Genomic DNA, 26,700 nt, shown 5'->3' with positions numbered 1-26,700 from the left:
TTTAATATTAGCCCGCCCCTTAACGTCTCTGGACTCGCCATACCCGCGAAAGCAGAAATCCAAAAAGCTGCTGGGCTATGGTCATAGCTGGAAAATCGATACTTAAAGACTAATAAACAGGCTAATCTGGATTGAAGTCACTCAAGGCGTTTTCAAGTTCCTCCAACAGGGTCTTTAACACTTTGGCTTCTTGAAGCAAATCGCTATTTTCCCGGCGGACGGCTGGCCCCGGAACGGTTTCCGCCTTAATGCTTGATTTATCCGCTACCGATTTAGCCGGCATATCGGTTAACAATGCTTCAAGCCCGCGGCCCAGGCCGCGTTTGGGTGGAATCTTGTTCATATCAGTTAATGACACCAGCAAATCCGCGACATTTGCGGCTGTTTAAGACCACCATCTCCCGCGCATCGCCCCTGGTAACATCGGCGAAGTGTTGCTGCAACATCAAATAAACTCCTCTTCTAATCCCAGGGAACCGAGCCAATACAAACCGGGACAACGAATACCGGAGAACCTCCATTTCGCCGGCGAACAAGGCATTTTAGCAATTTCCCTGCCGGCAAGCCGATCAGAAATAGCGGTTGTAACAGAATACGCCCCGCATTCCATGCCTCGACACTTACACCAGTGTCACGAATCGATATTAGGAAAGGCAACAGCAGTAAGTCATTCCTCCCCGCGGGTGCGGGGAACGCCGTACAGACTACAATCGCTTCCCCCCGAACGTCGGTTCATCCCCGCGGTGCGGGGAATGCGTCGGGCACCATTTGACAAACCTCTAGCGAAGCGGTTCGTCCTTAATTTTCTTGGTTGTGTCTGCTAGAGAACTCCGATCAGACGCTGGGTTAACAGCGTTTGCATATCGCGGCGCCCATCCAGAATGGCATGAACGACGACTTGGTCAGGCAGCCTCTGGTAAATAATGCGATACGGTTTTACGATCAACTGGCGGTATTGATGAATGCCCAATACTAATAATTCTTTGGGTACGGTTCCACGCTCGTGCAAATCGGCAAGACTATTCACGGACGTTTCGAGTGCATCAATGATTTTTGCCGCCACCTTGTCGCTGACTTCCAGCAAGAAATAATCATTGATGGCAAGCAAGTCGGCCAAGGCCGGTTCGGTCAGCCGTACCGGGACACTCATGCCAAGCCGCGCCGCTCACGTAAACGGGCAAAAGCCTCTGCGCTTGACACCGTTTTGCCTTCCGCTAGCGCTTGCTGACTTTGCGCCAACATTTTCAGCAAGGCCAGGGTTTCCTGAGTTTGCTCGTAATCGGCTACCGACTGAACCACCATCGCCGCCTCGCCGTTTTGGGTGATGACCATAGGCTGGTGATCGGTTTTCAATTTTTCGATCACCTCGGCGGCGTTGGCTTTTAAGTAACTGATGGGTTTTATATTTTCGGATAGTTTCATTTAGTTTTTTCTCACAAAAAAATAAATTAGGACTGAATTAAGTCCGAATTATAGCCGCCACACCATCAGCAAACCACAACCAAATGCCTTGGCCCGACCCAGGCCGGTGAATAGGGTTTGGCGGAAGATGATTTGCATAAGTCGACTCACACTCTGGCAATCGATAGCAGACCGCAGCCGAAGGCTTTGGCGGGGCCTATGCCTTGCATCACTTGCGCTTCAAATTCCGCCGGATCAGTGACTGTCAGGATACCGTCGAACAACACTGTTTGAATTTTGCCACTACGACCTTCCTTGGCTTTGCGAAAATACGTCACCGGTTCAGGTTGGAGGATCAAAGTTTCCAACAGAGCAAAATCCTGAAGCTTACGTTCCAACCAGGCTTGTTGTTGCTCTTCATGCAACAACGGCACACGGACGGTTTTGGTAAAGGTCTTGCCCTGTTTTTCGACCGTACCTTTGCTGCTGTCTTTGATAGTTTTGATCGGATTGGCACGCAACCGAAAGCGTATCGCCGGTTTCATTTCTTGTTCGCGGTACGAGCAAAATCAATCCGGAAAAAGCGACACTAACGAAGCCTTCATGGGCAACCATAGAAGGTTCGAGCGTACCAACGAAGCATTCTAGTGTACGCACGGGAGACTCAGATGTACGCCCGAAACGGTTGGGGCACTCACGGGAGGTCTGGACGCACGCACAGACCGTTTGGGGGCGTCCACAGAACGCGCGTCGGCACCTCCGAAACGCTTGTGCGCACCGACAATCCCTCTGTAAGCCCGCACAAAGCGTTGCCCCCCAATGACTACCCATTACCCGGTTGTATTACCATCAGCCAGACATAATCTAAGGCCTTGTTCCAACCCTGGCCACCAAAAGGGAGTTAACGGAATTTTTCAGGGTCGGTGATTTGCAGTTCCCCTGTGAAATTGACGGAGCTGAAGCCGGATTTTTCCGCCTTTTTGGGCGGCCTTTTGCTGTAGACCATACAAAGCTTAGCGTTTTGCAGCTTGAGTATTCCGATGAAATCCGCCACCGACTCCAATGCCTAAACCAACAGCGCATTCCAATCGAAACCCGTCAACGTCGCCGACCGGCCAAAACCAGACATCCAGATTAATGAAGAATCAATCTGTTGAATGGCCGCTTGTGATCTAAGTCCGGACTTTCAAGAACTTACCCTCCCATGTCAGACAAATTTCTAAACGCGTCTAAAGGCACCAGGTGCTACCCCAATATGGCGTTTGAAGGCTTTGCTGAACGCCGGCACCGACTCGTAACCGCTCCTTTCCGCCACGCGTTCCACTGTCATATTCGGCTCCATCAACCAGTGAGCAGCGATTTGCAAGCGCCATAGCGTTAGATATTCGATGGGCGAATGGCCGATCAAGGCAGCAAATTTCTCCGACAGCACCGACTTGGAAACCCCGGCCTTGGCGCATAATTCGCTGAGCGTCCAGGCATGCCAAGGCTGCTCGTGAATCAAACTTAGCGCTTTGGCCAGGCGCTTGTCCTGCATGACCGCAAACACACCCTCGCGCACCAAGTCTTGCTCGATGCAATGCCGAATCGCCAACACGAATAAACTATCGCACAAACGCTCCACGACTGAATCGCTGCCAAAACGCGGCGTTGAAGTTTCGCTAATCACCAGTTCGAGCAATCGCGTCAAGATTGTTCCGGCCTCGGTTTGCCGGATCACGATTTCGGCTGGTAGCGCTTGCCACAACAGGGATTTTGGGGCGGCCAGTCGAATTTCGCCGCAGACGAAACCGGCTTCGCCGTCCTGCCAATCTGTCATCCTGTTGTCGCATTCATCGGCGGGCAAATCCTCGGCGCTATACGACAGAAAATGCCGAGCGGCATGCGGCAAAAACAGAATCAAATCGCCGGTATCCAGCGGCAGCGGCTCCGGCCAACTTGGCGAGTGGACAAAACCGCGCCCCTTGCTGACTAAGTGAAACCAGACCGAGGTTTCCGAGTTATGGTCCATCAACCAGCGCCCGCAGACTCCGCCCGAGTAGACCAATTTGGCGTGCAGATTCAAGCCGTTGATCAACGGCGTCAAGGCATCCATCGTTAACTCCCGGAATATCGGACAAATACGCCGGAAGTCCGCGCATGGGATGAAGCAGTGGTTTTTCTTAACCTATGTCCGTCGAAACGATTTCGCATCGGCATTACACCTCATGTTTTTAAATTAAAGGAGAGACCGCATGTCCCAATTTCAAATTCATTCCATCCTGACCGCCAATGCCACGGCAAAACCTTTACTGGAAGGCTCTCTGAAAAAATACGGCTTCGTGCCCAATTTGCACGGCGGTTTGGCGGAAGCGCCGGCGGCTCTGCAAGCCTATATCGAATTGACGGCCTTGTTCGATCAAACCTCGTTTAGCCCGACCGAACGGCAAGTCATTTTGCTAGCCATCAGCGTCGAAAACCATTGCACCTACTGTGTCGCCGCGCACTCGATGATCGCCAAACACATGACCAAGGCCGATCCGGCGATCGTCGAAGCCCTGCGCAACGGTAAACCGCTGCCGGACAGCAAATTGGAGACCTTGGCCGGCTTTACCCGCGCGGTGGTAAAAAACCGCGGCGTAGTTGGCGGCCAAACCCTGGACAGATTTATCACGGCGGGCTACAGCCGGGCGCAGGTATTAGAAGTGTTGCTGGGCGTGGCGTTCAAAACCTTGAGCAACTACACGAACCATATCATCCATGTGCCGCTGGATACTGCATTTCAGGCTGAGGCCTGGGAAGAACCCACGCAATGCAGTAGCCGGCAGTGTGCTTGATCATACGACTAGCTAATCAGAAAAGCGCTGATTGATTAGTTACCGTCGTTCCCGTGTAAACGGGAACCCAGAACAATCAATGCACTGGTTCCCCGCTTTCGCGGGGATGACGATTTAATCGGCGCTTCCCCTGGGAAGGGCATGATGTCCAAAACACACCTGTTTAGCCGGTAAAGCAAGGCCAGATGCTGTTAATCCGCCGATTTTCTTAACTTGCCGATACTGAAGCGGCACGTCGTTTCAACCAGGCATCGACACCCAACCGGCCACTACCACTCAGCAGCAGCGAACCGAGCATGAACAGATAGACTAACGGCAGTTTGAAATTACCATGTCCTTTGTCGATGATCATATAACCTTGCCATAATTCGCCCAGGGTATGCCACTCGACGGGCCAATGTACGGCGGCAATGGCGACCATGGTCAACACCATTAAGGCCGCGCTGAAAAAGCGGGTCATGAATCCCAATATCAACGCAATCGGGGCGATGATTTCCAGGCCGGTAGCCAAGTTCCAACTCAAATCGGCCGGCAATAAGCTGAACGGAAACGGGAAACTCAATTCGGCAAACCAATTCTCGCCATGGAGTTTTTCCAGGCCGGCCTCGCCGAACTCGTAAGCCAGCAACAAGCGCGGAAAGATCGGCGCCAAGCCGTGCAGTTGATGATCGAACCAGCGAGAAAGTCGGTTGGAAATTGCGCCCAGGCGCTCGATGCAGGATGGCATCAGGCAAGCAACGCAGGTGTTTTGGGTGGCGTTAGCAAAGTCGTTCATGATTTAGGCTCCAAAGGTAAAACCGGGCGGGCGTCGATAATCACGCCCTGGTGATGCAAATCAACCAGCATGCGCCGGCCGAATTCAAGAAATTGCGTATCGGGGTATTTGCCGCCGTTCATGGTTTGCAAGGCGTTTTGCCCGGTCAGGCCGTTATTGAGCAACAGGATCAGTTGCGCCGTGGCCGGGCTCAGGCTGACAAATTGCACCTGATCATCGCAATCGCGAAAGCCCAGGATAGGGTTGACCGTTTCCGGCGGCTGGCTCGGCAGAAAGCTTGGACCAATGTCCTGCACCGGCCAGCGGTAATGAAGCAACTGCAAGACCGGCACCAATATCGGGATATAGTCGAGCAATTCGGCGGCGGACAGCGTCTTTTGACTTACCGGCTCGGACTCGGCAATCGACAACTGCAGTTCCATCCATTCGAAGTGAGCCAGTTCTGGCAAAAATGGCCAATCGTCCAGAGTTTGGCGCTCGTGTTGCAGATAGCGCAGGAACTCGTCGGGAATTTGCCGGTAATACGGCGTGTGACACGTGTGATTGGCGATGAAGTCCAGCAGCAATGCCCGCCAGTCTTCATTTGACAGCAGGCTGTGGATCACCGGAAAACAGGCCGTCAGGCTTTCATCGAATTTGTTATAAAGCAACTCGACGTAGACGGTCACCCGCTCGGCGCCAAAACCATCGGGAAGTTGAGCGGTTTGCGGTCGGCGCAAATAATTCAGAAACTGCCGTTGCTGTTGTTGAAAAGCCGGCGTCGGGTTCATGCCGCCACCTCGCTTAAGTCGTGAGCGCTTTGGCAAAGCCGATGGCTGGCTTGCAACGCGCGAATCCGTTCCACTTCGACCAATAACTCGGCCAATGGCGGAATATTGCTGTCGCGTTCCACCAAGGTCGGAAACACGCCAAAACTTCGATAAGCCTCGGCCAGCAATTCCCAAACCGGTGCTATGGTATTCTGGCCGTGGGTGTCGATGATCAAGCCAGATGGCTCCAGGTCGTGACCGGCCACATGCCCATAAACGATGCGCTCGCCGGGCAAGCCGCGTAAAAACGCCACCGGATCGTAGCCGTGGTTAACGCTGTTGACATAAATATTGTTCACATCCAGATGCAGGTAACAGTCGGCTTCGGCCAATACCGCATTGATAAAGGCCAGTTCGTCCATCTCCGCCTGTGGCGGCTGCACATAGTAAGAGGCGTTTTCCAGGGCGATGGGCCGTTCCAGAATATCCTGAGTCTGGCGAATCCGACGGGCAACATGCTTGACCGCCTGTTCGGTAAACGGGATTGGGTATAAGTCGTAAAAATGGCCTTCGTCGCCGCAAAAGCTCAAGTGCTCGGTGTAGAGGGCAAAATCATGATGGTCGAGAAATTGTTTCAGTTTGCCTAAAAACCCGGTATCGAGCGGCGCGGGGCCGCCCAACGACAGGGCTAAACCGTGCGCCACGAAACGGTGGCGCTCGGTCAGGCGGCGAAATTGCTTGCCGAGCTGACCGCCGACGCCCACCCAGTTTTCCGGCGAAACTTCAAAAAAGGCAATGTCGGGTACGTGGATTTGCAGCTCGGGCAACAGCGCCCGGCGCAAGCCCAAACCGGAACCCGCAAGACCGAAAGGATAGTCAGTGGTCATCGGCGTTTCCTCCGGCTTATTTCGCGGTTTTACCGCTGCAACCCCCTTCAGGCATCTTGCCGCTACAGCCGGCTTCCGGCATTTTGGCACTGCAAGCACCCTCGGCGCCTTTCATGTCCTTCATTTTGTTCGCGCCGCATTTGCCCTCACCGCATTTACCTTCCTTCATTTTGGCGCTGCAACCCGCCTCGGCCGATTTACCGCCGGCCTCGGCCAGTTGCTGGGCAGGCTGGATGCTGGACATCGCAAACGGATTTTCGCCGGCTTGAATGGCGGGAGCCGCACTCAGTAAGGTGGAAGCCAATGCGCTGCTCAAAGTCAAGGATAAGGTTTTTTTGTTCATGGTGTTCTCTCCGATAGTAGATAAATGATCAGGACAAGCAACAATGCTTTCCTGCCTCATCAGTCGGAGTCATTTTGAATTCCTTACAATTTTTTTTGCGCGACCGGGATGGCCGGGAGCTTGCAAACTATCAACAGACAGAAGCTTTAGTTTGCGGACAAATAAGCTCCCCCCCAGTGAGCCATCCCCCAGATCAGATCAAAATTCCAGCGGCGGCGAGTGGAAAACCTAGCGTGGATCAAGTAAGGCGGAATCCGGGGTTGAAAGCCATTTTTCAGGGATTCGATTCCCTAGAAATTCAGCTAATGCCGGCTCGTTTGGATTCAGCAGTGACCATTAACGACAGGCTTCTTCGTGATTGAGCCTTAACCCATTGACCACTATACTAGTCAGCCAGTTAGTCAGAAGTGGTGATTTATGCAATCCTGGCCCGTACAAGACGCCAAAGCGCGCTTCAGCGAATTATTGGATGCTTGCCCAACACGACGGCCCACAAATGGTCACCAAGCGCGGCAAACAAACCGCTGTGCTAGTGCCGGTGGAAATCTGGAACCGTCTGCAAGCCAACGCTCAACCTTCGTTGAAACAACTGCTGTTATCCGATGAAGCCCGCGCCGAATTGACATTGCCCGCGCGCGGCCATGCCCGCCGCCGCCCGGTCGCCGAAGCGGATTGATTCGAATGTATTTGCTCGATACCAACATCGTGTTGGAACTGCGCAAACCAAAACCGCACGGCGGCGTGGTCGCGTGGTTACAGGCTATCGACGACCGGCAACTGTTTATTTCCGCGGTCACCATCGGCGAAATTCAGGCTGGCATCGAATTGACGCGCGACCAAGATCAAGAAAAAGCCCGGCAAATCGAAAACTGGCTGGATTTACTTGCCGGCGTTTACCAGGTGCTAGCGATGGACGCCGCCGTGTTCCGCTGTTGGGCCAAGTTAATGCATAAGACCTCGGACACGCTGTACGAAGACGCGATGATCGCCGCCACCGCCCGAATACACGGCCTGACCGTGGTTACCCGCAACGTCACGGACTTTCGCGGTTTTGGGGTCAACTTATTAAACCCGTTCGAACAACAGTCTTGACGAAAGTGGAAATGTAGTCTGAAAGCAGCGGCGGAATTGGTAGACGAAGGCCGTATTCCCTGGCTTTCATTGCATTTCATCCAGGCTACGCGGGCTCTTGCACACAATGACGGATGTGGATGGGGTAATGGGTAAAAAACGGCCAGATGTAGGGTACGCAATGCGTACCATTGAAGCCATTATGGTGGCAAAAGCCAGAAGGTACGCATTGCGTACCCTACCGGACTAGAATTGACGTCGGAGGTGGGCACCGGTATCGTGCCCACATTTCAATAAACTTAGGTGGCGATGTGGATACTCCGTATGATGTTGAACAAGATGTAGCATTAAGTGAGTTCATCGATGAAATATCCGAGCAAGCCATTAGCGAATTCAAGCAAGGTCGCCTTCGATCTTATTATTTAGAAAATTCAATGGTCATGCGTCCAGCGGTGGACGCTCTTCAAGAAGGTAAGCAACTTCTTGAACTTGAACATCCCTCCGCAGCAATCGTTTTTTTTGGTACCTCTATTGAATTATTACTTAAAGCCACTGTATTGCAGCCATTGGTTAAAGGCTTAGTGCACAGCGATGTTTTTGCAGAAATTATTATGACGCACACTCTTGGTCAGACGGGTTTTGATCGATATGAAAAGCTTTTGGCCGTGATATTTAGGGAATTATCCGGGGTGGAGCTTTCTAGCGTTAATCGATACGGTGTATCAGAACCTCTTCTATCCGAATGCAAAAAATTGCAAAAAATTAGGAATTCCATCATTCATAGGGGCGAATGCTGTGGTAAAAATGAGGCTAGAAATGGTTTGGATGTCTCCGTCGCTATATACAACCAAATTGTTGTGCCAGTTTTGAGTTCCATCCAGCTCACCGTAATTGAGCAAGGAGAAATTGTGCCAAAAACATCAAATCTTCCTTCGCCATTCTGAGCAAGGACTGCGTAAATAGACCTAATTCACTACTCCAAGCGGATCAACTATGGCTAAACAGCGAATATTTGGACACATATCAGGAGTTTCAACGCGATAAAGTCCGGTAGGGTGGGCACGGCTTTTGTGCTCACGCGGATTAGAATGGTGGGGAGATTGGCCCACCATTCAAACTTGCTAGTGACACCAATCTGAACCACCTACTACTCCCCATCCCTGCGCTTTTGCAACTGTTCCGCATAACCCTGCGCGGCTTTGCGGATGAACTGGGATTGGCTCTGGAAGTTTCGGCAGCCGGAACACATCATCACATGCATACCAATCGCCAGCCGTTCATTCAATCCAAGTTTTTTATCTAGGCCCAGTGACATCAAGGCGGTAATGTCGCGGCAACTACGCATGACGATGCTCCTTTTTTGCATTTGATGGATTGAACCAGCGAATTTCCAGGCACTCGCGCAACCGCAAGCGGGCGCGGTGCATGGTGACCCAGTAATTGGCGTCGCTGATGCCGGCTTCCCGGCAGACTTCGTCGGTGTCCAGGCCGACCAGTTCTCTCAGCATGAACACCTGGGCCATCTTGGCGGGTAAATTGTTATGGCAGGTTTCGTAAATGGTCCAAAATTCCTGCTGCTTGAGCGCCGCTTCGGGATCGTTCCAGGTGCTGGGGCCGCCGTTCCAATGACCATTATTCATGAAAAACGCATCTTCGTCTGAATCGTCCTCATCGTTATCGATTTGATCGAACTCGGCGCTGACCACTTCACGCGCAGTGCGCCGCCAGTGGTCGGCAATCTTATGTTTCAAAATGCCGATCAGCCAGGTACGCAAACCGGCCCTGCCTTCGAAATTCGCGGACGCTTGCCAAGCAGCCAATAATGTTTCCTGTACGGCGTCGTCGGCCAGTTCGTTATCCTTCAATTGCAGCAAGGCGTAACGAAACAACACCGGACGATGCTCGGCCAGCAGGGTTTCGTTCAATTGATAGTGTGGGTTCATCTCGGCGCTCAGCAGCATGCGTTAATCTCCTTACTCGGACCGGCTACAACTGAGTCGTTTGCGGAGGCTTATACCTTACAAAATAATCGGCAATTGAAAAAAGCATGACGCGCTACACATGATCCAGGCAAGCTGCTGGGGATTTTCTCTGGACGCCAAGACGGTTTACAAACCCAAATCGCTCAAACTGGCATGATCGTCGGGCCGCCGTCCCAACGGCCAATGAAACAAACGCTGCTCTTCTTTGATCGGCAAATCGTTGATGCTGGCAAAGCGCCGTTGCATGAAACCTTGCGGGTTGAATTCCCAATTTTCGTTGCCGTAACTGCGGAACCACTGGCTGGAATCGTCGCGCCATTCGTAGGCAAAGCGCACCGCAATGCGGTGGTCGGTAAACGCCCACAATTCCTTGATCAAGCGGTAATCCAGTTCTTTGGCCCATTTGCGTTGCAAAAATTCGCGCACTTGTTCGCGGCCTTGTGGAAATTCGGCGCGGTTACGCCAATGGGTGTCTTCGGTATAGACCAGGGCGACGCGGTCCGGGGCGCGCGAGTTCCAGGCGTCTTCGGCCATGCGCACTTTTTGCGCGGCGGTTTCAGCGGTAAAGGGTGGGACGGGGACTTTGATTTCTTGAGTCATGCTATTTCTCCGTGATGAAAATGAATCGATTTATGCTTGCCACATGCCGGGCATGGACACGCAACCTGGCAAGGCGCGAAGGCGTTGGAACCAGGCGATGATGTGGGGGTAGGCGGCTATGTCCAAACCACCTTCCGGCGCCAACGCCAAATAGGGATAGACGGCAATGTCGGCGATGGATACCGAATCGCCGACCAGCCAATCCTGGCTTTGCAGATGGCGGTCGATAATGCCCAGCACTTTATCGGCGGTTTGCCCGGCCGCTGCCGTATCGATAGGACTGCCGAATTTGTGATGTACCCGCAGTTTGGCAGGACCGTTGAAGATTTCATTGGCGGCGGTCGATAGCCAGGCGGCGATCTGCGCGAGCTGATAGGCATCGTCCGGCCACCATTTTTCGCCACCATAGCGTTTGGCCAGATAGACCAAAATAGCCTGGCTGTCGCGCACGATCAGGCTGTCGTCGTCCAGCACCGGCACCTGCCCGAACGGATTGCGTTGCAAATGATCGGGGCCGCGCTGCTCGCCGTCACGTAAATCCACTGATTGGATTTGATAGGGCAAAGCCAGCAAATTCAGTAGCAAGCGAACTTTGTGGCAGTTGCCGGATAGCGCCATATCGTACAGAGTAATCATGTTAAGCTCCTTCGGTTAATTAAAGCTTTCGAATTGCACCCGGTCGTCGGCAATGCCGAGCTGGCGAGCGGTTTGGCGCACGCTGTCGATCAAATGGCTTGGGCCGCAGACATAAATGACGGTATTGGCCGCTGCCTGACTGAGTATATCCGGTACGTTCAACCGGGTCGGGTTTTGTGCTTGGCTGAAATACAACCGGCACCGCTCGGGAAACCGGCGTTGCAAATCTTTGCTAAAAGCCATGTCTTGCGGCGTGCGGCCGGTGTAATGCAGTTGAAATGCCGTACCCCGGGAGGCCAAGGTTTCGGCCATGGCTTTGAGCGGCGTGATGCCGATACCGCCGGCGATCAACAAAGCCGGACGATTGTCGTCGTGCAATGGAAAATAGTTATCCGGCGCATCGATGTTGAGGCGGATGCCGATCTGCCAGCGGTCGTGCAATGCCGATGAACCACCGTAGCCATCCTCTACTCGCAGCACAGCGATACGGTAGCAATCCGGTTCGCTCGAAGCATCGGTTAGCGAATAAGCTCGGCTGGTGATCGTGCCGTCGGGCAGCGCGATCGGCACGCGGATATGCGCCCCAACCCGGTAAGCCGGCAGCGATTCACCATCGGCATGGCGTAATTCGTAAGCGCGAATGCGTGGCGTCAGTTGACGAATCCCGCAGACCGTCAAGGGCAATGGGCCGTTTCCCAGAGCGGGGGGTGTTTGCTGTGTTATCGGGGTGGTTTGTTGCTGCCGCCGCCGAGTGTGTTCCAATAGCGTTTCGACTTCATGTTGGCTGTAGCGTGGCGTGATGTATTTCGGGCAATTCCAGTCGAAAGCTTCGACGCGGATGACGATGCCGCGCTCGACCGGGGCGCGAAAGTCGGCCAGTTCCAGCTGAGACAGCAATTCCGGTTCACTACGTTCGTCCACCACCCGCGCCCGTCCCCAGATTTTCAGGCGCTGCCTGCCAGGATAGTCCATTAACAGCAAGCTGACCCGGTCGTCGCCGCGCAAATTGCCGACCGAAAGGTATTGGCGGTTGCCGCTGAAGTCGGCATAGCCGATGGTTTGTTCATCCAATACCTTCAAGAATCCTGCCGGACCGCCACGGTGCTGGACATAAGGCCAACCGGTCTGGCTCACGGTAGCTTGATAAAAGCTATCGCGTACGGCGATAAAAGCTTGTTCGAACTCGCTAAACGCGACCGTTTCGGGGTCGCCGAGTTCGGCCGCCCGGTAGGCCGCGCGACTGCCCATTTCGGCTTGTACCGCTTGGACGTTGGGGGTGAAGCTGATTTTGGCAAACGCACGGGCCATGGTCTTTACTCCTAATGGGGTGAAGCGTGGATGGATACTCTGACACAGTCATCAGCCGCGCTGAATAGTCATAATTTGCAATACCTTATTCCATTCAGCGGAATAAACCGGGCGCAAACTTCTCGCCTACTTTCAAGGCTGTCGTAAAAGTAAAATGTAGGTTGGATTGAGCAAAGCGAAGCCCAACAAAATCAAAACGTTGGGCTTCATTGCATTCAACCCAACCTACCTTTTGCGACAAACTCCTTTCGAAAGCGGGAAAAAGCGTACGCTTACGCCCGGTTAGGGTTTAGGCGGCTAGTTTTAACGCGACTTTCGGGAAGTCAATGTCAACCCGGCTGGCTTTGCCCAAAATATTGGTGAGGATGTTCATGCCGACGTGAGTAATCACCTCGACGATGTCGGCCTCGCTGAAACCGGCATCGCGCATCGCTTGCAACTCGGTCTTGGTCACCTCACCCTTATGCTCGACCAGGGCGCGGGCGAACTTGACCGCCACCGCTGCCTTGGCATCCTGGCTGGTGCCGGCGCGGTTGGCTTCGATTTCCGCGCCGTTCAAACCGGCTTTGCGGCCGATGGCGGTATGGGCGGACAGGCAATATTCGCATTGATTCTGCTGCGCCAAAGCCAGCGCGATGCGTTCGCGGGTGCCGGCATCCAGCGAGCCGTGATTGGCAATGTGATGCAAGCCGAGGAAGGCTTTCAAGGCATCCGGCGAGTGGGCGAATACCCGCAGAAAATTGGGCACCATACCCAATTGACCCTGGATGGCTTCGAACAGGGCGCGTTGTTCGATATTGGCGGTTTCGTTGCTGACGCTGGTAATACGGCTCATGAGTGTTCTCCAAAATAATGAAAGGGATTTTCGTAGGCCTGAAGGAAATTCAACAGGCGGGTACAGTGTGATCTATTGCGAAAAAATAAAGAATATCTAAAATAATCAATTAACTATTCCGATAAGTGGAATTAAAAATGGACAGATTACATTTGATGAACGTGTATGTGGCAGTAGTCGAAGCCGAAGGCTTTGCCGGCGGCGCGCGCAAGCTGCAGATGTCACCGCCGGCCGTGACGCGGGCGGTAGCGGCCTTGGAAGAACGCTTGGGGGTTAAGTTGCTGAACCGCACCACCCGCTATGTGCGGATGACCGAGGCCGGCCAGAAGTATTACGAAGACGCCAAACGCATCATCGCCTTGGCCGATGAAGCCGACGATGCGGCGTTGGGCATTAACGCCGAACCGCGCGGCCAACTCACGGTGACCGCTTCGGTACTGTTCGGCCGTTTGTTCATTATGCCGGGCATCGTCGAGTATTTGCGCCGTTACCCGGCAGTGGAAGTCAACGCGCTGTTCGTCGATCGGGTGGTCAACATGCTGGAAGAAGGCGTGGATGTGGCGATTCGCATCGCCGAATTGCCCGATTCGTCGTACCGGGCGCTGCGGGTCGGCTCGGTCAGACGGGTGTTGTGCGCCTCGCCGGACTATCTGGCCGAACACGGCATACCGCAAATGCCGGACGATTTAACCAAACATCGCATCATTCTGGCGCGCGGTCTGAATCCGAACAATGAAATGCGCTTTCAATACGACGGACAGGTTCAGGCGGTCAAATTGCAACCGCTTTTGAGCGTCAGCGACAACGACTCAGCGGCCAGCGCCGCCATGGCCGGCTTGGGCATCACCCGCCTGCTGAACTATCAAATCGCCGAACCGTTACGAACCGGCAAACTCAAGATATTGCTCGGTGAATTTGAAAGCCCGCCGGTTCCCGTGCATATCCTGCACCGCGAAGGCCGCCACTCGTCGGCGAAAATCCGCTCGTTCGTCGATTTGATGGCTGCACGTTTACGGGCCGAGTTGTTGCTGAATTAAACAACTGAATCTCTGCCGGGCTAACCCTGAAAGATAAAGTTATTAAAGCATGAAGGATGATCACTTTAGTGGGCTTGATCATTTGAGAGCTGGCCCCGAAAAATTGAACAGCCGGTTAAGTGAAAATCCCTGCTACTTTTGAACGTCCGTAAGGACAAAACAATGGAGCAGAAGATGTCCAAAAAACCGAGAAGAAAACATTCGCCGGCCTTCAAGGCCAAAGTCGCCTTGGCCGCTTTGAGGGGTGATAAAACCCTGGCGCAGTTGACCCAGGAGTTTGAGATTCATCAAAACCAGATTGTCGACTGGAAGAAACAGCTGACCGAACGGGCTGCCGAGGTGTTTGGGAAACCCGCGGAGCCCGAATCGCCGCCAGTCGACCTGCTAGCCCTGCATGCGAAAATTGGCCAACTGACCTTGGAAAACGATTTTTTAGGGAACGCGCTCACCAAGGCGGGATTACTGAGCGCAAAACGATGATAGACCGTGAATCCAAACTGTCGATTGGCCAGCAAGCGCACCTGTTGGGGATCAGTCGGGGTAGCGTTTACTACCTGCCCAAGCCGTTATCAGCGCGCGATCTGGACATCATGAAACGCCTGGATCGATTGCACATGAAACATCCCTTCATGGGCGCCCGGCAATTGCGAGATCAGTTGAATAAACAAGGGATCACCACTGGCCGTAAGCATGTGAAAACCTTGATGAAGCGGATGGGCATCGAAGCCGTGTATTGCAAGCCTAATACGAGCAAGAAAACGCCAGGGCACGAAATCTTTCCCTACTTGCTGCGCGGCATGACCATCAACCGAGCCAATCAGGTTTGGGCCCTGGATACGACCTATATTCCGATGGCAAAAGGCTTTGTTTACCTGACTGCGGTTGTGGATTGGGCCAGTCGGAAGGTCTTGGCAGCCAAGGTCGCGATTACACTGGAAGCCTGTCATGCCGTCGATGTGCTGGAACAGGCGTTTCGGCTGTATGGTAAACCGGAGATCGTTAATACCGACCAGGGTAGCCAATTCACCGCCAAGGCGTTTGTCGATGCCGTGAAAAATCAGGGTTGCCAGTTGAGCATGGACGGACGGGGCGCCTGGCGAGATAATGTTTTCGTTGAGCGATTGTGGCGATCAGTCAAATACGAGCGGGTTTACCTACATCACAAGCGACCCCATTCCAGCTTGAACCGAAAAAAGCCTCATCAGGCCTATACCGATTTGCTGCCACCGGTCAAAATGGCAGCCTAACCAACAGCAGGGATTTCACTTTAATTTTGGGAATTGCTGTTTAAAGGTTTGGGGCCACCTCTTTTGCTAAATCGGCTTTAATGCGAAGCTAGGCTTGTAGCCAGAGTTTCTGAGTTTTATCGACGGTGGTAATACCGCCAGAACTAATTGGTTATTTGCAAAATTCCCAGAATGTCAGCTTTGGCAAAATCTTGAGACATTCAACGTGATGCAGAGCTTCTGACGGCTTAGGGTCGAAATACGCAACTTCAGTGAACCATCGTTGCCGGTCAGTAACTTAAACAATTTCCACTCCACCACCACATCCACACAATGGTAAGCCAGGCCGTCATCGGTTTCCGGTTTGGCTTTACCCCAATATTGGAAATACGGTGCTGTCACGCTCAGTCCTTGATTTGATTGAAACCCATATCCGACAGATATGCTACGCCGCCAGGTAGTGTAGTCGTTTGCAGGTATTCATCAATGCTGAATCGACCCGGCACAGCAAGAGTTCGGCGTTTGTTAAGTGCTACGCCACTGGTGATGATTACACGCCAAGGTTAAAAATCGATGGCCGGTTAAAATCGTTTAGCCGTTGTCAGCGCCAATCATCCTAAAACCAACTTGGCGATGTCACACCATGCCCTGCTCTTGCAGCATGGCGTAGGCGGCGTTGATTTGCCGGGTTTCTTCCTCGGCGAGTTGTTTGATTTTTTCGCCAAACACGCCGACTCGGTCCGGGTGGTATTCGGAAATTTTCTTTTTGTATGCTGCTTTGATGTCTATCGGTATGGCATCGGCAGTTAGACCGAGAATTAAATAACAATCCGCTAACGATTTGATGTGTTGATCGTCTTCAGGCAGTTTTATTTCGGTTATATACACATTGCGATGTTCGTCGATATCCAATTTGAATTGTGCGTGGCACTTTCGGCATCGCGCTTTGTTGCCTTCGATGGGTAACGTAAATTTAATGTGTTGCGCACAGGATGGACAGGAAATTGTCCTTACATTGGTAGGCGTTCTAAGGGTGGGCTGCTTTTGATTTTGATGTTTGCGTCGAACTTTTCGGGCCTTGAAGACCAGCAGCGCGACCAAAATAATGTTCAATATTAGCGATGCGGACAAAACAATATTGATCATCATCCCGGCTAATTGACTGATCGACGAAATTTAAAATGAAGGGGGTTAAACAGGTGGCGCCCCATACTCGTTTGCTCGGTCATCGCCTTTTGACACCATCCAGATGAAATACGGAATGATGCCGATGATGGTCAGAATAATCAGATACCACCAGCCGCTATGCCCGGTATCGTGTAATCGGCGGATATTAACAGCCAGCGACGGAAATAGAATTACCAAATTGGTGATCGCCGTAACGGTTGCCGGCTCGCCGTAGGACGATTGATCGATGATTCCCGCCATCATCGATACCAATAACGTGAAAAGCGCAAACCACCAGTATTCAGCGCGTGATGCTCTACCTGTAAAAACAAATGCCTTTGCAAAACAGCCGGACACCGATTCGGTAAACGTCATACCCCGTCCGTTAGCCATTGGCCCGCGATAGCCGCTATTCGCTTGCATGGCTGCGCCACACTCAAGGCAGAAATTTGCATTGTCCGGATTTTGTTTTCCACAGTTTGGGCAGTACATTGTGCGCTCCGACAGACTCTTTAAGTGACGATATTACTGCGATATGGAAAAATGTGTAGTCCGTGCGCACATTTTTATGCCGTTTCGTTAGTCGCCTTGACGATAGAGATGCAACGCTTTACGAACCTGACCAGCCACCGTGCTTACACTGTACGCCAGTAACTAAACCAATCCCGGCAAATAGAGAACGCACCCTCTCGCCAAGTTTATCGCTGCTTTCAACGACACGGCAGGTCCAGAAAAATCAGGTGGAACCTTGCCTGAATGCGTTTACCACAAAACCGCTGGCAGTCCTCCGCCAAAAGGCGGCGTAACACGACTAAACCGCGTTGCACGGTTTACCCGGGTTAACTATTTATTCTGCTCGTCCACAGTGTCGTTGTCGTCTTTCGGGGCGGCATCGACAACGCGCTTTTTCGGCTTCTTAATAGCGGTCTGCTGATTGATCCGTTCAAGCTGGGCTAGAAAGTACGAGTCGTAATTCCAGTTTGGTTTTGCTGCGATGGGTTCGGGCTTGGTATCTCTGATGTCGCTCATAATATTTTCGTTGATTACACTCGTTTGTGGGCAGATTAACTGCATTGACATAAATTAGCGCGCATCGCCAGTCACCCAGAATCGCATAGGCTCTTCGCCTAAAACATAAAGTTTGATTCAGTGGGTTATTTAAACAACTCGCGCTGGACGTATTAAACAGCCGCCGGCTTCAGCATTGAGGTTTTGCCTACCATAATATCCGCGGCTTTCAGCATGCGCTTAAACACCGATTCCTGGCAGTAAGGAATATTATGTTTCTCGCACAGCGCTTTCACTTGCGGCTGCAATTTTTGGTATTGGCTTAGCGGCAAATCCGGCCATAAATGGTGCTCAATTTGATAATTCAACCAACCGTAGAAAAAATCATTCAAATTAGACCCGGTTGGATAATTGACCGAACCCAAAATCTGCCGCAAATAAAACTCGCCTTTGCTATGCGATTTTTCATCGAACATCATCACGTCGTCGCCGGCATGATTGGGGATCATCACCAAAAAGCTATGCATATTGGTGAAAATTTCCGCCAGAATAGAATTGATCAATACGCTGACAGCGGCAACCCCACCGAGCGGTAAGAATAGCAGCGGTATTAATACAAAACGATACGCGCTATAAGGCAATACGCTTTGCAGCCATAGCGCCTTACCTTGCGGGGTAAACAGGCTCCAGGCACCGATACGGGTGGACTCGGGCTTGGGTTTACCTTGCAGGCGGGCGGCATTTAAAACCAATTCTTTGTGCGTGCGCGGCGTGTAATAAATAATTTTCCAGATACCGGAAAACAACGCCACGATGGCATAGCGTTGCCACATCGGCAGTTTGGATTGCCGCAACCATTCCATATTGTGCTGGGCATTGTTGGGATCGGTCTCCTCACCCAGGTTGTAATGATGCAATAAATCGTGTTCGTGATGCCAGCCGGCCGGCGTCATCCAATCCGGCCAATCCAAAAACCGCCGCCAACCCTTTGCAAACTTCTTGCTGGTGTAGTTTTTGTCCACGTCCCGCATTTTATCGAAGGCTTTATGCACGATGGGGTGGCCTACCCCGGTCCAGCGGGAAAAACTACCCTGACTGATCAACAACGCGGAAATCGGGTTGGGAAAAATCCAGGCGGTCGCGTAACCCACGAGAGAGCAAACCTTGCCCCAACGTTCGACTTTTTTTAAATGTTCGAAATCGGCAGGACCAATATCGGCTAACGCTTGTTTGTGAATTTGGCTGATGTCTTTGGCTAATTGTTCGCGATCAACCGACTGGTAACTATTTAAACTCAAAATGTGTTGTCTCTGTAAAGTGCAAGGAAAGGATTTGAATACCTTCGGATAAAAAGTCAGGATTTAAAGCGTCCGGACGGCGCTTAAAATTAGCGGTTGCGGCCTATAGGGTCGGAACTAACCAAAACTGGCCGGCCAAAACGGTATAAGTCTATAAACCATCCGCATCGCATCTTTGCACGTGCTATCAAACTCCCCGACATCCCGCGCGCGAGTATAACTAAGCAACTTTTGCAAATGTCTAAAAAGGATAGAGTGTTGATTTAAATGGTGCCGGCAATAGGAATCGAACCTACGACCTTCGCGTTACGAGTGCTTGTTGGACGAATTGAAACAACCGGAAACTACTGCGCAGGCATTATATATCGTAAGTTCCAGTATGTTTCAATATGAGTTGCTTTTGACTCAATTCGTTTGATATGTACTCATAAATTAACGCCTAGAGTATTTAACCAATAACTTCGTTACCACAAGAACCTGAATCAAACCTGCCCACCCACACCCTTAAACTTTTCAACAAACGCGGCAATTTTTTGGAAAACGCTTTGTTTTTTTGTTAGGTATTGTGGGTTAAGTGGGCTCATTTTGGGCAGAATGGCATTTAGTTCAGTACCGTTTTCGCTGGCAAATTCGCGTTTCAACGATGCACCGATGTAACGCTTGGCCGCTTCTGCATTCAGATTTTCAGCATTAATTAACTCTTCCGCTTCGCGCTTTTGTTCAGCCTGAGCAAAGGTAAAGAAGGCATCAATAATGCTGGCTTTGTCGACAATTTCGTCCAAGTTGGTCTGGTTAATAAAATCCACCAGCAAACTTTCTTTGGCGCGGTTGCCCAGACTAGCACGGATCAATCGGCGCACTTCTTCAACCAGTGCGCTTTTATCTTTAAGCTTTTTATTGTGCTCGAAAATCAATTCCAGAATGTAATCCAGATTAATTTCCTGCGATTTGAGCAGTTCCACCTCAAACACCACATCATCCCAGTCAATGGTGGAAGTGGCTTTTTCGTTGGCGGCTTTTTCGCGACGCAGCCAATCACGAATATCGTTATAAGTTGAACGGTAATCCTGAATAGTACGCTCGGCGGGTATGTGAACCGCTTGCATGGCCGCCAAATCATCATCGCTCAAATAGTGTTGCGTTTTAAACGCCTCCACAGCCGCAGGGTCATTCATGTCCAAGCCTTGTAAGGCTTTTAAGCCGGCAAACTCATCAAAGTTTTGCAGCACATTCTCAACGCGCAAATATTCACCAAACAACTTGGCAAAGTCCTTTTTATCCTTTTCCGTAACGATTTCATCTGGACTAGGGAAGCGCTGTTGTAATTCCGTCACCACATCCATATAGCCACGTCGAGCTTCCCCGGTGATCACATCGGTAAAACCTTCCATGTACTCTTTATAGCTTTTTTCCAACACCACGTTTTTGGTGTTCTTGTCGCCAAACAAGGTAATAGCGTCAATCGTGGCTTTCTCTAAATCGCGGAAGGTGATGATATTGCCAAAAGTCTTGGTCGCATCATAAATACGGTTAGTGCGCGAATAGGCCTGCAACAAACCGTGATAACGCAGGTTTTTATCAACAAACAAGGTGTTCAAGGTCGGCGCATCAAAGCCGGTTAAAAACATGCCCACCACAATAAGCAAATCCACTTCCTGATTTTTTACCCGCAATGCAAGGTCGCGGTAGTAGTTTTGAAACGCTTTACTTTCAACGCTGAAGTTGGTTCTGAATAGCGCGTTATAGTCAGCAATGGCCGCGCTCAAAAACTCTTTGGCGCTGCTATTCATAGCGGAAACATCAAAGCTTTCATCCTGAATATCGCCCACCGCATCTTGCTCTTCATTGGCGGCAAACGAGAAAATCGTAGCGACTTTTAGTGGCTTATCGCTGGCTTTTTGCAAGTCCCTGAACGACTCGTAATACAACTTAGCGGCATCCACACTGCTGACGGCAAATAAGGCGTTAAAACCTTGGGCTCGCGCCTGGAGGCGATGGGTTTTTTGCCGGAAGTTCTTCAAAATGTACTGCGAAATTTCCTGGATGCGCTCAGGATGCAACAACGCTTGCTTGTTTTCTGCGGCGTTAAGTTTTTTCTCGTCCTGCTCCGTTTCAATCGCTTTGAACTGTGGACGTACATCGTTGTAGTCCACCTTGAACTTCAATACCTTTTCATCTCGGATGGCATCGGTAATCACATAGGAATGCAGCTCACGGCCAAATACGCTGGCGGTGGTTTCCGCGCCGAGGGCGTTTTGCGGAAAGATAGGGGTGCCGGTAAAACCAAACTGGTAAAACTTCTTGAACTTCTTCTTCAGGTTTTTCTGTGCTTCACCAAACTGACTGCGGTGGCATTCGTCGAAGATAAACACCACTTGCTTGTTGTAAATCGGCAAATCGTTTTCACTTTTCATCAGGTTATTGAGCTTCTGGATGGTAGTGACAATGATCTTGTTGTCATCCTTATCCAGATTGCGCTTGAGTCCGGCGGTGCTGTCCGAGCCATTTACGCTATCCGGTGAAAAGCGCTGGTATTCCTTCATGGTCTGGTAATCGAGGTCTTTTCTGTCCACCACAAAAAACACCTTCTCGATAAAATCCAGCTCCGTGGCCAAGCGCGCGGCTTTAAAACTAGTTAAAGTTTTGCCGGAACCCGTGGTATGCCAGATATAACCGCCGCTTTCAGTGTTACTCCAGTTTTTAGCTTGATAGGCGCTGTTGATTTTCCACAAGATGCGCTCAGTGGCGGCAATCTGGTAAGGGCGCATCACCAGCAGCGTGTTACTCACATCAAATACCGAATAATGCAGCAGCACATTAAGCAGCGTATTTTTCTGGAAAAAAGTGGCGGTAAAGTCTTTTAAATCTTTAATCAGGTTGTTGTCTGATTTCGCCCAATTCATGGTGAAATCGAAACTGTTTTTGTTGCGCTGGGTGGTATTAGCAAAATAACGGCTATCCGTACCGTTGGAAATCACAAACAACTGCAGGTATTTGAATAAGGAATGCTCGCTGTTAAAGCTTTCTTTGCTGTAACGGTGCACCTGATTAAAAGCTTCACGAATCGCCACGCCACGCTTTTTCAGCTCGACCTGAACCAGCGGCAAGCCATTCACCAAAATCGTCACATCGTAGCGATTGGCGTGACTACCAGTTTGCTCAAACTGCTTGATCACCTGCACCTTATTGCGGGCAATGTTCTTTTTGTCCAGCAGGTAAATGTTCTGGATACGGCCATCGTCAAACACAAAGTCGTGAACATAGTCATCGTGAATCTTACGGGTTTTATCCACGATGCTGTCGCTCGGCTTGTCCAGCCAAGTTTCCACAAAACGTAGCCATTCACCGTCGGAAAACTGCATGTTATTCAGGGCCTGCAACTGCTCACGCACATTGGTCAGCAGTTTCTCCGGCGTGTTTAAATCGGACAGATAGTCATAGCCCTGATTCTGCAAATCCTGGATGAATTCCCGCTCCAAATCGTATTCGCTTTGGTAGCTTTCGCTAACTTGCGATGCCTTGGTGTATTTATCCAGAACGATAAAATTATTCGATTCGGCGATGGTTTTATAGTCGGTCACTGGTTTGATTCTCCATATCCCTGTGCGAATTCGCTTTCAATCTCTTGCACCGTTGGCAACTGTGACTGCACTGATAAGGGAATATCTTTGGTGATGAACGAACTCACCCCCATAGGTTTGTTGATGTCGCGCAGGGCGTATTCCACGTCCAGCTTGTCTTTGTCCTTACACAAGATTAGGCCAATCGTGGGCTGATCATCCTCGGCACGCAGTTGGTCGTCTACTGCCGACAAGTAAAAATTGAGCTTGCCAATGTACTCGGGCTTGAATTCGCCGGCCTTTAATTCGATCACCACATAGCACTTCAGGCGAGCGTGATAAAACAACAAATCCAGAAAGTAATCCTTGCCATTTACGGCCAAGGGGTATTGCCGCCCCAGGAAGGCAAAGCCCTTGCCTAGCTCCAGCAAAAATCGGGTGATTTGTGCCACCAGCTGGTTTTCGATATCGCGTTCAACTGCCTGAGGTGCGAGGGTCAAAAAATCGAATACATAAGGGTCATTCAGGCTTTGTTGCACCAGCTCAGATTGGGGTGCTGGTAAAGTTTGAACAAAATTGCCGACTGCCTTGCCTACGCGCTCGTGAAAACGTTGCTCAATTTGCCACGCTAGCACCGTGCGGCTCCAGCCATGCTCGATGCAGGCCTGCGCGTACAGCAAAACCACCTCCACTGACTTGACCTTGGCCAGCAAGGTGCGCACGTGCCCCCATGGAATTTGTCCCACAGGTTGTGGGACAAATTCAAACTGCGGACTGAAGAAGGCGTAAAACTGCCGCATCGCAAACAGGCTTGTCCGCGAGAACCCCTTCATACCTGGGTAAGTGGCCTGCAAGTCCAGCGCCATTTGCTCCACCACCGCCGAACCCCAGGCGCGCTCGCGTTGCCACGCCTCCAATTGACGACCGATGTCCCAATACAAGCTCAAAAGCTCAGCATTAACCGCCAACACCGCACGGATTTGCGATGTTTGAATGCGCTGTTTAATCACTGCCATCGCCTGACGGTAATCGCTGTGATGGGTAATCTCGCTCATGCCTCTGTGTCCCTTGTTTACAGTAGCTTTTTCACTTCACGGTCGAAATCGGATTCGATGCCTTATTGCTTGTTAAACTTTTCATATTGCGCAAACACTTATCTGCGCCGAATTGACACGGTAACCGACTGAAATCACCGCATCCAGGTTGTAGTACTTAGCCTTGCTGGCTTGGGTTTTACCTTCAATCGCCCCATGCGTAGTGGTATGTTCCAAAATGGAACTCACCACATCTTCTTTCAGCTCATTGCTTTCAAAAATGTTTTTCAGGTGCTTGGTAATGGCTGGGCGCTGCACGCCAAAGAGCTCAGCCATGCGTTCCTGAGTCAGCCAGATAGTCTCATTACTGAGCAACACTTCCACCTTGATTGCACCATTGGTGCGCGGTGTAGAACAGGAATTCCGTGGTTTGGTCTTGCAAGCTTAGGTACTTGGACATAAGACTCCTTCCTTATGCGAGCGTGTCGAAAAATTAGTCATTGGTTTCCTACCTGCTGCCAAAAGCCATAGTTGCTTTTCAAGTGATTGAGCAATAACTCGACCGTCGCTTTTTCAGCAGGGGTTGGTTCCGCAACGACTTCATTCGATAGCGTACTATGGCTAGTAAACTGGATAACTCTGTTCAGATAGAGTTGCTTATCGTCAGGCAATAGTTCTGACCACTTTGGATAACCCAGAAAGCTGGCCGTTTTTTCGTAAAGATTACGCAGCAGCGTGAAGTGATACTTTTCAACCTTATTTTCAGCAATCGCCTTCTCAAGGGTTTGCTTTAAATGCAGGTGATAAGAAAAGCTCTTGTTGGAGTCGCCTTGCTTTTCTGTGAGGGCAAAGGTGCCATCTTCAAAACGCTCCAACATATAGCAGACTTTGCCGTTTAGCTCATTGAAGAGGACGTTATAAAACAGCGGACTGTGTGTCGTAACAATAAATTTCAGGTCGGATTGACTGGATTTAATCAAGCCAGCCAAATTGACCGCCAACTCAATCAAATGATTTTCATCCAGCGAGCTGACCGGGTCATCAATGAAAACGTATTCCAAATTATTAAAAGCATCGGTTGATCGTTCGGAAGCTTCAGCAATGTTTAATTCGGAAATCATTTGCTCAATCAGCGAATGAAATACGCTCCAAATAAAATTACTTTCCTCACCCTTGGAAATCTTAATATTTGATTCTTGCTCAATATTGCCACGCTCAAATGAAAAGCTGACTGCTGAAAAATCCGAACTAAAATGCGGCGTTAATTTTTCATTAGTGTAGTGCTGGAAAATAGCGGTAATGTTCTGATCTTGGCCTTGCTCTTCCAGAACCCATCTAGTGAAAGCATTTGTATGGATTTTTAATTTTGGTTCGGCATCAAGCTGCAAATCATTATCCCAATAGAACAGATCTTCCGTAAAAGCGCTGTAATAAAGGATTTTCTTTTGTGCCAACGCTGATTGCAGAGCGTCTTCAGTATCAGTTTTTGGCGAAATTAACTCTTTGAACTCGCGTGATAGTCGAGTTTTACCCGTGCCATTAAAGGCATAGATCAACTGCACTTTTTTATTGGAGTCTCTCAGCTGTTGTGCTATTTCCGTTAGCGTTTTGCTCATATTAGGCGCCTACCTCTTCAGGCTTGGGAAAGCTGAATAGTAAATCTCGGTAATACTCATATTGCTTTTGGCGCAATGCAATTTCGCTTGGCAAGCCTTCGGTGATGGAGTTGGTTATGGCATCGAATTTGTCCAGGATGGCTACGATGCGGGCTTGTTCGTCCAGTGAGGGAATAGGTATGTCGTATAACTCAAATTCCTTAACACGAACATGAGGAACTCCAGCACCTTTCTTCATTGTGTGAATATGTTCCTGTTTGTTTTGAAGAAAGTAGTAAACAAACTTTGACTTTAGAATTTTAGAATCAGGATGAACGCTGAAAGCATCAGTTAGAAATATTGGCTGATTCCAAAAGCTCACATAGCCCGCATAGGCTCCTGATCTTGCGATGACAATAGTTTCGCCTTCCCTATTACTCTCTCCGTGGAGGTATGTTGGAGTTGGGCCATTTGCAACAACAGGAATATCGCCGGCCGTTGTTTGCTTTTGTGTAATTGCCGTGCCTCGACGAAATTCAGCCACCTCACCCAACATCTTCCACTCCACTTCCCCTGCTTCAAAACTCAAAAACTGGTCGCGATAGTAGTTGTATTGTTTTTTGCGGGCGGTCAGCTCGGCGGTCAGCTCGGCGGTCAGCTCGGCGGTCAGCTCGGTGAAATTGTCCAAAATTCGGACAATTTCACCTTGGATTTCCAGCGATTTTTCGGGGGTTTCAGGGCACGGGATTGGAATTGGGATTTTTTCAACTTGGTGACTCATCAACTTAGGATTACCCATACCAGAGTAAACATGCTTTTGCGCTTCAATTGTGAGCCAATAAAACAGAAATTTGTAATTCAATTCATTTTCAATATTTATTTTTATTAACCCACAAACATTGGTTATAGAGAATTTACCATTTCGATAAAAAACGGTTCCTGCATTAGCTCCATCAGTAGTCCACCTAATAAACTCCCCATCAAAGTCGAACGTTGTGATTTTTCCAATCTCACCATTATTGGCGGTCTGCGAGCTGTATACGGGATGCTCTCCAGCATTCTCTATAAGATATTCTTTTGACATTACACGACCACGACGTAAGGTTGCCAATTGACCTAACGCCTTCCATTCCACCCCAACGCCATCCAGCAGCTTTTCCATAAAGTACATGCTGCTCATGCTTCAAAATCCTCGCCGTCGATCTTGGCCACGATGGCATCAATCTCGGCACGCAGCTTGTCGATCTTGGCAACGGTGGTTTTCAGTTCGACATTGAGCTTTTTCTCGTTCCCACGCTCCCGCGCTCATCGTTATACACAAGTCTCCCAACGACTAAACTACCAGGAGGCATGAGGCATATAGATGATGGAG

The 26,700-nt window shown here is 50.5% G+C and carries 32 protein-coding genes and 1 pseudogene; 6 read left to right on the top strand and 27 right to left on the bottom strand.

Annotation, left to right across the window (positions count from 1 at the left end):
* Positions 1-121: 121 nt before the first annotated feature.
* The 6 genes from ACMXD4_RS02625 to ACMXD4_RS02600 all read right to left on the bottom strand — a co-directional run bounded on the left by ACMXD4_RS02625 (position 122) and on the right by ACMXD4_RS02600 (position 3,496).
* The gene (locus ACMXD4_RS02625) at positions 122-358 is read right to left on the bottom strand and encodes a hypothetical protein (RefSeq protein WP_415879757.1); all 237 of its coding nucleotides are present in this window, start codon (positions 356-358) and stop codon (positions 122-124) included.
* Between the two features lie 462 nt (positions 359-820).
* On the bottom strand, positions 821-1,150 hold the full coding sequence (locus tag ACMXD4_RS02620; protein ID WP_415879756.1) for a type II toxin-antitoxin system RelE/ParE family toxin: 330 nt from the start codon (positions 1,148-1,150) through the stop codon (positions 821-823).
* A complete protein-coding gene (locus tag ACMXD4_RS02615) occupies positions 1,147-1,422 on the bottom strand; it encodes a type II toxin-antitoxin system Phd/YefM family antitoxin (RefSeq protein ID WP_064028888.1) in 276 nt (91 codons plus the stop codon). The genes ACMXD4_RS02620 and ACMXD4_RS02615 overlap by 4 nt, the downstream gene beginning before the upstream one ends.
* A gap of 48 nt (positions 1,423-1,470) precedes the next feature.
* Positions 1,471-1,560, bottom strand: coding sequence for a type I-E CRISPR-associated protein Cas6/Cse3/CasE (locus tag ACMXD4_RS02610; RefSeq protein ID WP_171696708.1), 90 nt, complete (start codon positions 1,558-1,560; stop codon positions 1,471-1,473).
* 8 nt (positions 1,561-1,568) lie between these two features.
* A complete protein-coding gene (cas6e, locus tag ACMXD4_RS02605) occupies positions 1,569-1,946 on the bottom strand; it encodes a type I-E CRISPR-associated protein Cas6/Cse3/CasE (protein WP_253734524.1) in 378 nt (125 codons plus the stop codon).
* A gap of 674 nt (positions 1,947-2,620) precedes the next feature.
* Complete coding sequence (locus ACMXD4_RS02600) at positions 2,621-3,496, bottom strand: AraC family transcriptional regulator (RefSeq protein ID WP_415879755.1); 876 nt, start codon at positions 3,494-3,496, stop codon at positions 2,621-2,623.
* Between the two features lie 139 nt (positions 3,497-3,635).
* Between ACMXD4_RS02600 and ACMXD4_RS02595 the strand changes: the two genes are divergently transcribed.
* Entirely contained in the window at positions 3,636-4,217 is a 582-nt protein-coding gene (locus tag ACMXD4_RS02595; RefSeq protein ID WP_415879754.1) for a carboxymuconolactone decarboxylase family protein, read from the top strand.
* Between the two features lie 208 nt (positions 4,218-4,425).
* Here the strand turns inward: ACMXD4_RS02595 and ACMXD4_RS02590 are convergent, their stop codons facing one another.
* From ACMXD4_RS02590 to ACMXD4_RS02575, 4 genes are read right to left on the bottom strand one after another with little or no spacing between them, the layout of a single operon-like run.
* Positions 4,426-4,992: a DoxX family protein gene (locus ACMXD4_RS02590; RefSeq protein ID WP_415879753.1), complete on the bottom strand. Its 567-nt coding sequence runs from the start codon at positions 4,990-4,992 to the stop codon at positions 4,426-4,428.
* Positions 4,989-5,762, bottom strand: coding sequence for a DUF2063 domain-containing protein (locus tag ACMXD4_RS02585; RefSeq protein ID WP_415879752.1), 774 nt, complete (start codon positions 5,760-5,762; stop codon positions 4,989-4,991). The genes ACMXD4_RS02590 and ACMXD4_RS02585 overlap by 4 nt, the downstream gene beginning before the upstream one ends.
* On the bottom strand, positions 5,759-6,628 hold the full coding sequence (locus ACMXD4_RS02580) for a DUF692 domain-containing protein (protein WP_415879751.1): 870 nt from the start codon (positions 6,626-6,628) through the stop codon (positions 5,759-5,761). The genes ACMXD4_RS02585 and ACMXD4_RS02580 overlap by 4 nt, the downstream gene beginning before the upstream one ends.
* A 16-nt stretch (positions 6,629-6,644) precedes the next feature.
* The gene (locus ACMXD4_RS02575) at positions 6,645-6,971 is read right to left on the bottom strand and encodes a hypothetical protein (RefSeq protein WP_415879750.1); all 327 of its coding nucleotides are present in this window, start codon (positions 6,969-6,971) and stop codon (positions 6,645-6,647) included.
* A gap of 358 nt (positions 6,972-7,329) precedes the next feature.
* Between ACMXD4_RS02575 and ACMXD4_RS02570 the strand changes: the two genes are divergently transcribed.
* From ACMXD4_RS02570 to ACMXD4_RS02560, 3 genes are all read left to right on the top strand, one after another.
* The gene (locus ACMXD4_RS02570; RefSeq protein WP_415879749.1) at positions 7,330-7,647 is read left to right on the top strand and encodes a type II toxin-antitoxin system prevent-host-death family antitoxin; all 318 of its coding nucleotides are present in this window, start codon (positions 7,330-7,332) and stop codon (positions 7,645-7,647) included.
* Between the two features lie 5 nt (positions 7,648-7,652).
* Positions 7,653-8,063 carry a type II toxin-antitoxin system VapC family toxin gene (locus tag ACMXD4_RS02565; RefSeq protein WP_415879748.1) on the top strand — a complete coding sequence of 137 codons (411 nt, stop codon included), beginning with the start codon at positions 7,653-7,655 and terminating at the stop codon, positions 8,061-8,063.
* Positions 8,064-8,353: 290 nt separating this feature from the next.
* Entirely contained in the window at positions 8,354-8,986 is a 633-nt protein-coding gene (locus ACMXD4_RS02560; RefSeq protein WP_415879747.1) for a hypothetical protein, read from the top strand.
* Positions 8,987-9,189: 203 nt separating this feature from the next.
* Here the strand turns inward: ACMXD4_RS02560 and ACMXD4_RS02555 are convergent, their stop codons facing one another.
* From ACMXD4_RS02555 to ACMXD4_RS02530, 6 genes are all read right to left on the bottom strand, one after another.
* The gene (locus tag ACMXD4_RS02555; RefSeq protein ID WP_415879746.1) at positions 9,190-9,387 is read right to left on the bottom strand and encodes a zf-HC2 domain-containing protein; all 198 of its coding nucleotides are present in this window, start codon (positions 9,385-9,387) and stop codon (positions 9,190-9,192) included.
* Positions 9,380-10,003 carry a sigma-70 family RNA polymerase sigma factor gene (locus ACMXD4_RS02550; protein WP_415879745.1) on the bottom strand — a complete coding sequence of 208 codons (624 nt, stop codon included), beginning with the start codon at positions 10,001-10,003 and terminating at the stop codon, positions 9,380-9,382. Before ACMXD4_RS02550 ends, ACMXD4_RS02555 begins: the two co-directional genes overlap by 8 nt.
* 147 nt (positions 10,004-10,150) lie before the next feature.
* Positions 10,151-10,624 carry a DUF1348 family protein gene (locus ACMXD4_RS02545; RefSeq protein ID WP_415879744.1) on the bottom strand — a complete coding sequence of 158 codons (474 nt, stop codon included), beginning with the start codon at positions 10,622-10,624 and terminating at the stop codon, positions 10,151-10,153.
* A 30-nt stretch (positions 10,625-10,654) separates the two neighbouring features.
* Positions 10,655-11,260: a glutathione S-transferase family protein gene (locus ACMXD4_RS02540; RefSeq protein ID WP_415879743.1), complete on the bottom strand. Its 606-nt coding sequence runs from the start codon at positions 11,258-11,260 to the stop codon at positions 10,655-10,657.
* A gap of 15 nt (positions 11,261-11,275) precedes the next feature.
* On the bottom strand, positions 11,276-12,568 hold the full coding sequence (locus ACMXD4_RS02535; RefSeq protein WP_415879742.1) for a pyridoxamine 5'-phosphate oxidase family protein: 1,293 nt from the start codon (positions 12,566-12,568) through the stop codon (positions 11,276-11,278).
* A 289-nt stretch (positions 12,569-12,857) separates the two neighbouring features.
* Positions 12,858-13,403, bottom strand: coding sequence for a carboxymuconolactone decarboxylase family protein (locus ACMXD4_RS02530; RefSeq protein WP_415879741.1), 546 nt, complete (start codon positions 13,401-13,403; stop codon positions 12,858-12,860).
* A 137-nt stretch (positions 13,404-13,540) separates the two neighbouring features.
* Here ACMXD4_RS02530 and ACMXD4_RS02525 point away from each other — a divergent pair, with 137 nt between their 5' ends.
* Both ACMXD4_RS02525 and ACMXD4_RS02520 read left to right on the top strand, forming a co-directional pair.
* Positions 13,541-14,440, top strand: coding sequence for a LysR family transcriptional regulator (locus tag ACMXD4_RS02525; RefSeq protein ID WP_415879740.1), 900 nt, complete (start codon positions 13,541-13,543; stop codon positions 14,438-14,440).
* 174 nt (positions 14,441-14,614) lie between these two features.
* Positions 14,615-15,687, top strand: a protein-coding gene (locus tag ACMXD4_RS02520) for an IS3 family transposase (RefSeq protein WP_415879739.1) whose coding sequence is annotated in 2 segments (ribosomal slippage) — positions 14,615-14,876 and positions 14,876-15,687 — 1,074 coding nt in all. Because the reading frame shifts where the segments join, the coding sequence is not laid out codon by codon here.
* Between the two features lie 174 nt (positions 15,688-15,861).
* On the opposite strand, the gene ACMXD4_RS02515 is transcribed toward ACMXD4_RS02520, so the two are convergent.
* From ACMXD4_RS02515 to ACMXD4_RS02465, 11 genes and pseudogenes are all read right to left on the bottom strand, one after another.
* The gene (locus tag ACMXD4_RS02515) at positions 15,862-16,068 is read right to left on the bottom strand and encodes a hypothetical protein (protein ID WP_415879738.1); all 207 of its coding nucleotides are present in this window, start codon (positions 16,066-16,068) and stop codon (positions 15,862-15,864) included.
* 234 nt (positions 16,069-16,302) lie between these two features.
* Complete coding sequence (locus ACMXD4_RS02510) at positions 16,303-16,578, bottom strand: J domain-containing protein (protein WP_171696714.1); 276 nt, start codon at positions 16,576-16,578, stop codon at positions 16,303-16,305.
* Positions 16,579-16,857: 279 nt separating this feature from the next.
* Positions 16,858-17,208 (bottom strand): DUF805 domain-containing protein, encoded by a 351-nt coding sequence (locus ACMXD4_RS02505; protein ID WP_415880814.1) that lies wholly within the window; start codon positions 17,206-17,208, stop codon positions 16,858-16,860.
* A 54-nt stretch (positions 17,209-17,262) separates the two neighbouring features.
* Positions 17,263-17,325: pseudogene (locus tag ACMXD4_RS02500) on the bottom strand (zinc-ribbon domain-containing protein); the annotation flags it as partial.
* Between the two features lie 351 nt (positions 17,326-17,676).
* Positions 17,677-17,862: a hypothetical protein gene (locus ACMXD4_RS02495; RefSeq protein WP_171696716.1), complete on the bottom strand. Its 186-nt coding sequence runs from the start codon at positions 17,860-17,862 to the stop codon at positions 17,677-17,679.
* Positions 17,863-18,014: 152 nt separating this feature from the next.
* A complete protein-coding gene (locus ACMXD4_RS02490; protein ID WP_415879737.1) occupies positions 18,015-19,139 on the bottom strand; it encodes a fatty acid desaturase family protein in 1,125 nt (374 codons plus the stop codon).
* Between the two features lie 482 nt (positions 19,140-19,621).
* A complete protein-coding gene (locus tag ACMXD4_RS02485; protein ID WP_415879736.1) occupies positions 19,622-22,720 on the bottom strand; it encodes an HsdR family type I site-specific deoxyribonuclease in 3,099 nt (1,032 codons plus the stop codon).
* On the bottom strand, positions 22,717-23,754 hold the full coding sequence (locus tag ACMXD4_RS02480; protein ID WP_415879735.1) for a PDDEXK nuclease domain-containing protein: 1,038 nt from the start codon (positions 23,752-23,754) through the stop codon (positions 22,717-22,719). Before ACMXD4_RS02480 ends, ACMXD4_RS02485 begins: the two co-directional genes overlap by 4 nt.
* 81 nt (positions 23,755-23,835) lie before the next feature.
* Complete coding sequence (locus ACMXD4_RS02475) at positions 23,836-24,117, bottom strand: hypothetical protein (RefSeq protein WP_415879734.1); 282 nt, start codon at positions 24,115-24,117, stop codon at positions 23,836-23,838.
* A 113-nt stretch (positions 24,118-24,230) separates the two neighbouring features.
* The gene (locus tag ACMXD4_RS02470) at positions 24,231-25,349 is read right to left on the bottom strand and encodes a hypothetical protein (protein WP_415879733.1); all 1,119 of its coding nucleotides are present in this window, start codon (positions 25,347-25,349) and stop codon (positions 24,231-24,233) included.
* 1 nt (position 25,350) lies between these two features.
* Entirely contained in the window at positions 25,351-26,508 is a 1,158-nt protein-coding gene (locus ACMXD4_RS02465; protein ID WP_415879732.1) for a restriction endonuclease subunit S, read from the bottom strand.
* Positions 26,509-26,700: the final 192 nt, after the last annotated feature.

It is taken from the genome of Methylomonas sp. TEB, assembly GCF_047777895.1.
GTDB lineage: Bacteria > Pseudomonadota > Gammaproteobacteria > Methylococcales > Methylomonadaceae > Methylomonas.
The sequence above is the reverse complement of the archived record's forward strand: the minus strand, read 5'-3'. Positions and strand labels throughout refer to the sequence as shown.

What these genes read in the sequence shown, in the direction of transcription:
- ACMXD4_RS02620 (WP_415879756.1), bottom strand. Translation starts at nt 1,150, where the DNA reads ATGAGTGTCCCGGTACGGCTGACCGAACCGGCCTTGGCCGACTTGCTT.
- ACMXD4_RS02615 (WP_064028888.1), bottom strand. Translation starts at nt 1,422, where the DNA reads ATGAAACTATCCGAAAATATAAAACCCATCAGTTACTTAAAAGCCAAC.
- ACMXD4_RS02610 (WP_171696708.1), bottom strand. Translation starts at nt 1,560, where the DNA reads ATGCAAATCATCTTCCGCCAAACCCTATTCACCGGCCTGGGTCGGGCC.
- cas6e (WP_253734524.1), bottom strand. Translation starts at nt 1,946, where the DNA reads ATGAAACCGGCGATACGCTTTCGGTTGCGTGCCAATCCGATCAAAACT.
- ACMXD4_RS02600 (WP_415879755.1), bottom strand. Translation starts at nt 3,496, where the DNA reads ATGGATGCCTTGACGCCGTTGATCAACGGCTTGAATCTGCACGCCAAA.
- ACMXD4_RS02595 (WP_415879754.1), top strand. Translation starts at nt 3,636, where the DNA reads ATGTCCCAATTTCAAATTCATTCCATCCTGACCGCCAATGCCACGGCA.
- ACMXD4_RS02590 (WP_415879753.1), bottom strand. Translation starts at nt 4,992, where the DNA reads ATGAACGACTTTGCTAACGCCACCCAAAACACCTGCGTTGCTTGCCTG.
- ACMXD4_RS02585 (WP_415879752.1), bottom strand. Translation starts at nt 5,762, where the DNA reads ATGAACCCGACGCCGGCTTTTCAACAACAGCAACGGCAGTTTCTGAAT.
- ACMXD4_RS02580 (WP_415879751.1), bottom strand. Translation starts at nt 6,628, where the DNA reads ATGACCACTGACTATCCTTTCGGTCTTGCGGGTTCCGGTTTGGGCTTG.
- ACMXD4_RS02575 (WP_415879750.1), bottom strand. Translation starts at nt 6,971, where the DNA reads ATGAACAAAAAAACCTTATCCTTGACTTTGAGCAGCGCATTGGCTTCC.
- ACMXD4_RS02565 (WP_415879748.1), top strand. Translation starts at nt 7,653, where the DNA reads ATGTATTTGCTCGATACCAACATCGTGTTGGAACTGCGCAAACCAAAA.
- ACMXD4_RS02555 (WP_415879746.1), bottom strand. Translation starts at nt 9,387, where the DNA reads ATGCGTAGTTGCCGCGACATTACCGCCTTGATGTCACTGGGCCTAGAT.
- ACMXD4_RS02550 (WP_415879745.1), bottom strand. Translation starts at nt 10,003, where the DNA reads ATGCTGCTGAGCGCCGAGATGAACCCACACTATCAATTGAACGAAACC.
- ACMXD4_RS02545 (WP_415879744.1), bottom strand. Translation starts at nt 10,624, where the DNA reads ATGACTCAAGAAATCAAAGTCCCCGTCCCACCCTTTACCGCTGAAACC.
- ACMXD4_RS02540 (WP_415879743.1), bottom strand. Translation starts at nt 11,260, where the DNA reads ATGATTACTCTGTACGATATGGCGCTATCCGGCAACTGCCACAAAGTT.
- ACMXD4_RS02535 (WP_415879742.1), bottom strand. Translation starts at nt 12,568, where the DNA reads ATGGCCCGTGCGTTTGCCAAAATCAGCTTCACCCCCAACGTCCAAGCG.
- ACMXD4_RS02530 (WP_415879741.1), bottom strand. Translation starts at nt 13,403, where the DNA reads ATGAGCCGTATTACCAGCGTCAGCAACGAAACCGCCAATATCGAACAA.
- ACMXD4_RS02525 (WP_415879740.1), top strand. Translation starts at nt 13,541, where the DNA reads ATGGACAGATTACATTTGATGAACGTGTATGTGGCAGTAGTCGAAGCC.
- ACMXD4_RS02505 (WP_415880814.1), bottom strand. Translation starts at nt 17,208, where the DNA reads ATGACGTTTACCGAATCGGTGTCCGGCTGTTTTGCAAAGGCATTTGTT.
- ACMXD4_RS02495 (WP_171696716.1), bottom strand. Translation starts at nt 17,862, where the DNA reads ATGAGCGACATCAGAGATACCAAGCCCGAACCCATCGCAGCAAAACCA.
- ACMXD4_RS02480 (WP_415879735.1), bottom strand. Translation starts at nt 23,754, where the DNA reads ATGAGCGAGATTACCCATCACAGCGATTACCGTCAGGCGATGGCAGTG.
- ACMXD4_RS02470 (WP_415879733.1), bottom strand. Translation starts at nt 25,349, where the DNA reads ATGAGCAAAACGCTAACGGAAATAGCACAACAGCTGAGAGACTCCAAT.
- ACMXD4_RS02465 (WP_415879732.1), bottom strand. Translation starts at nt 26,508, where the DNA reads ATGAGCAGCATGTACTTTATGGAAAAGCTGCTGGATGGCGTTGGGGTG.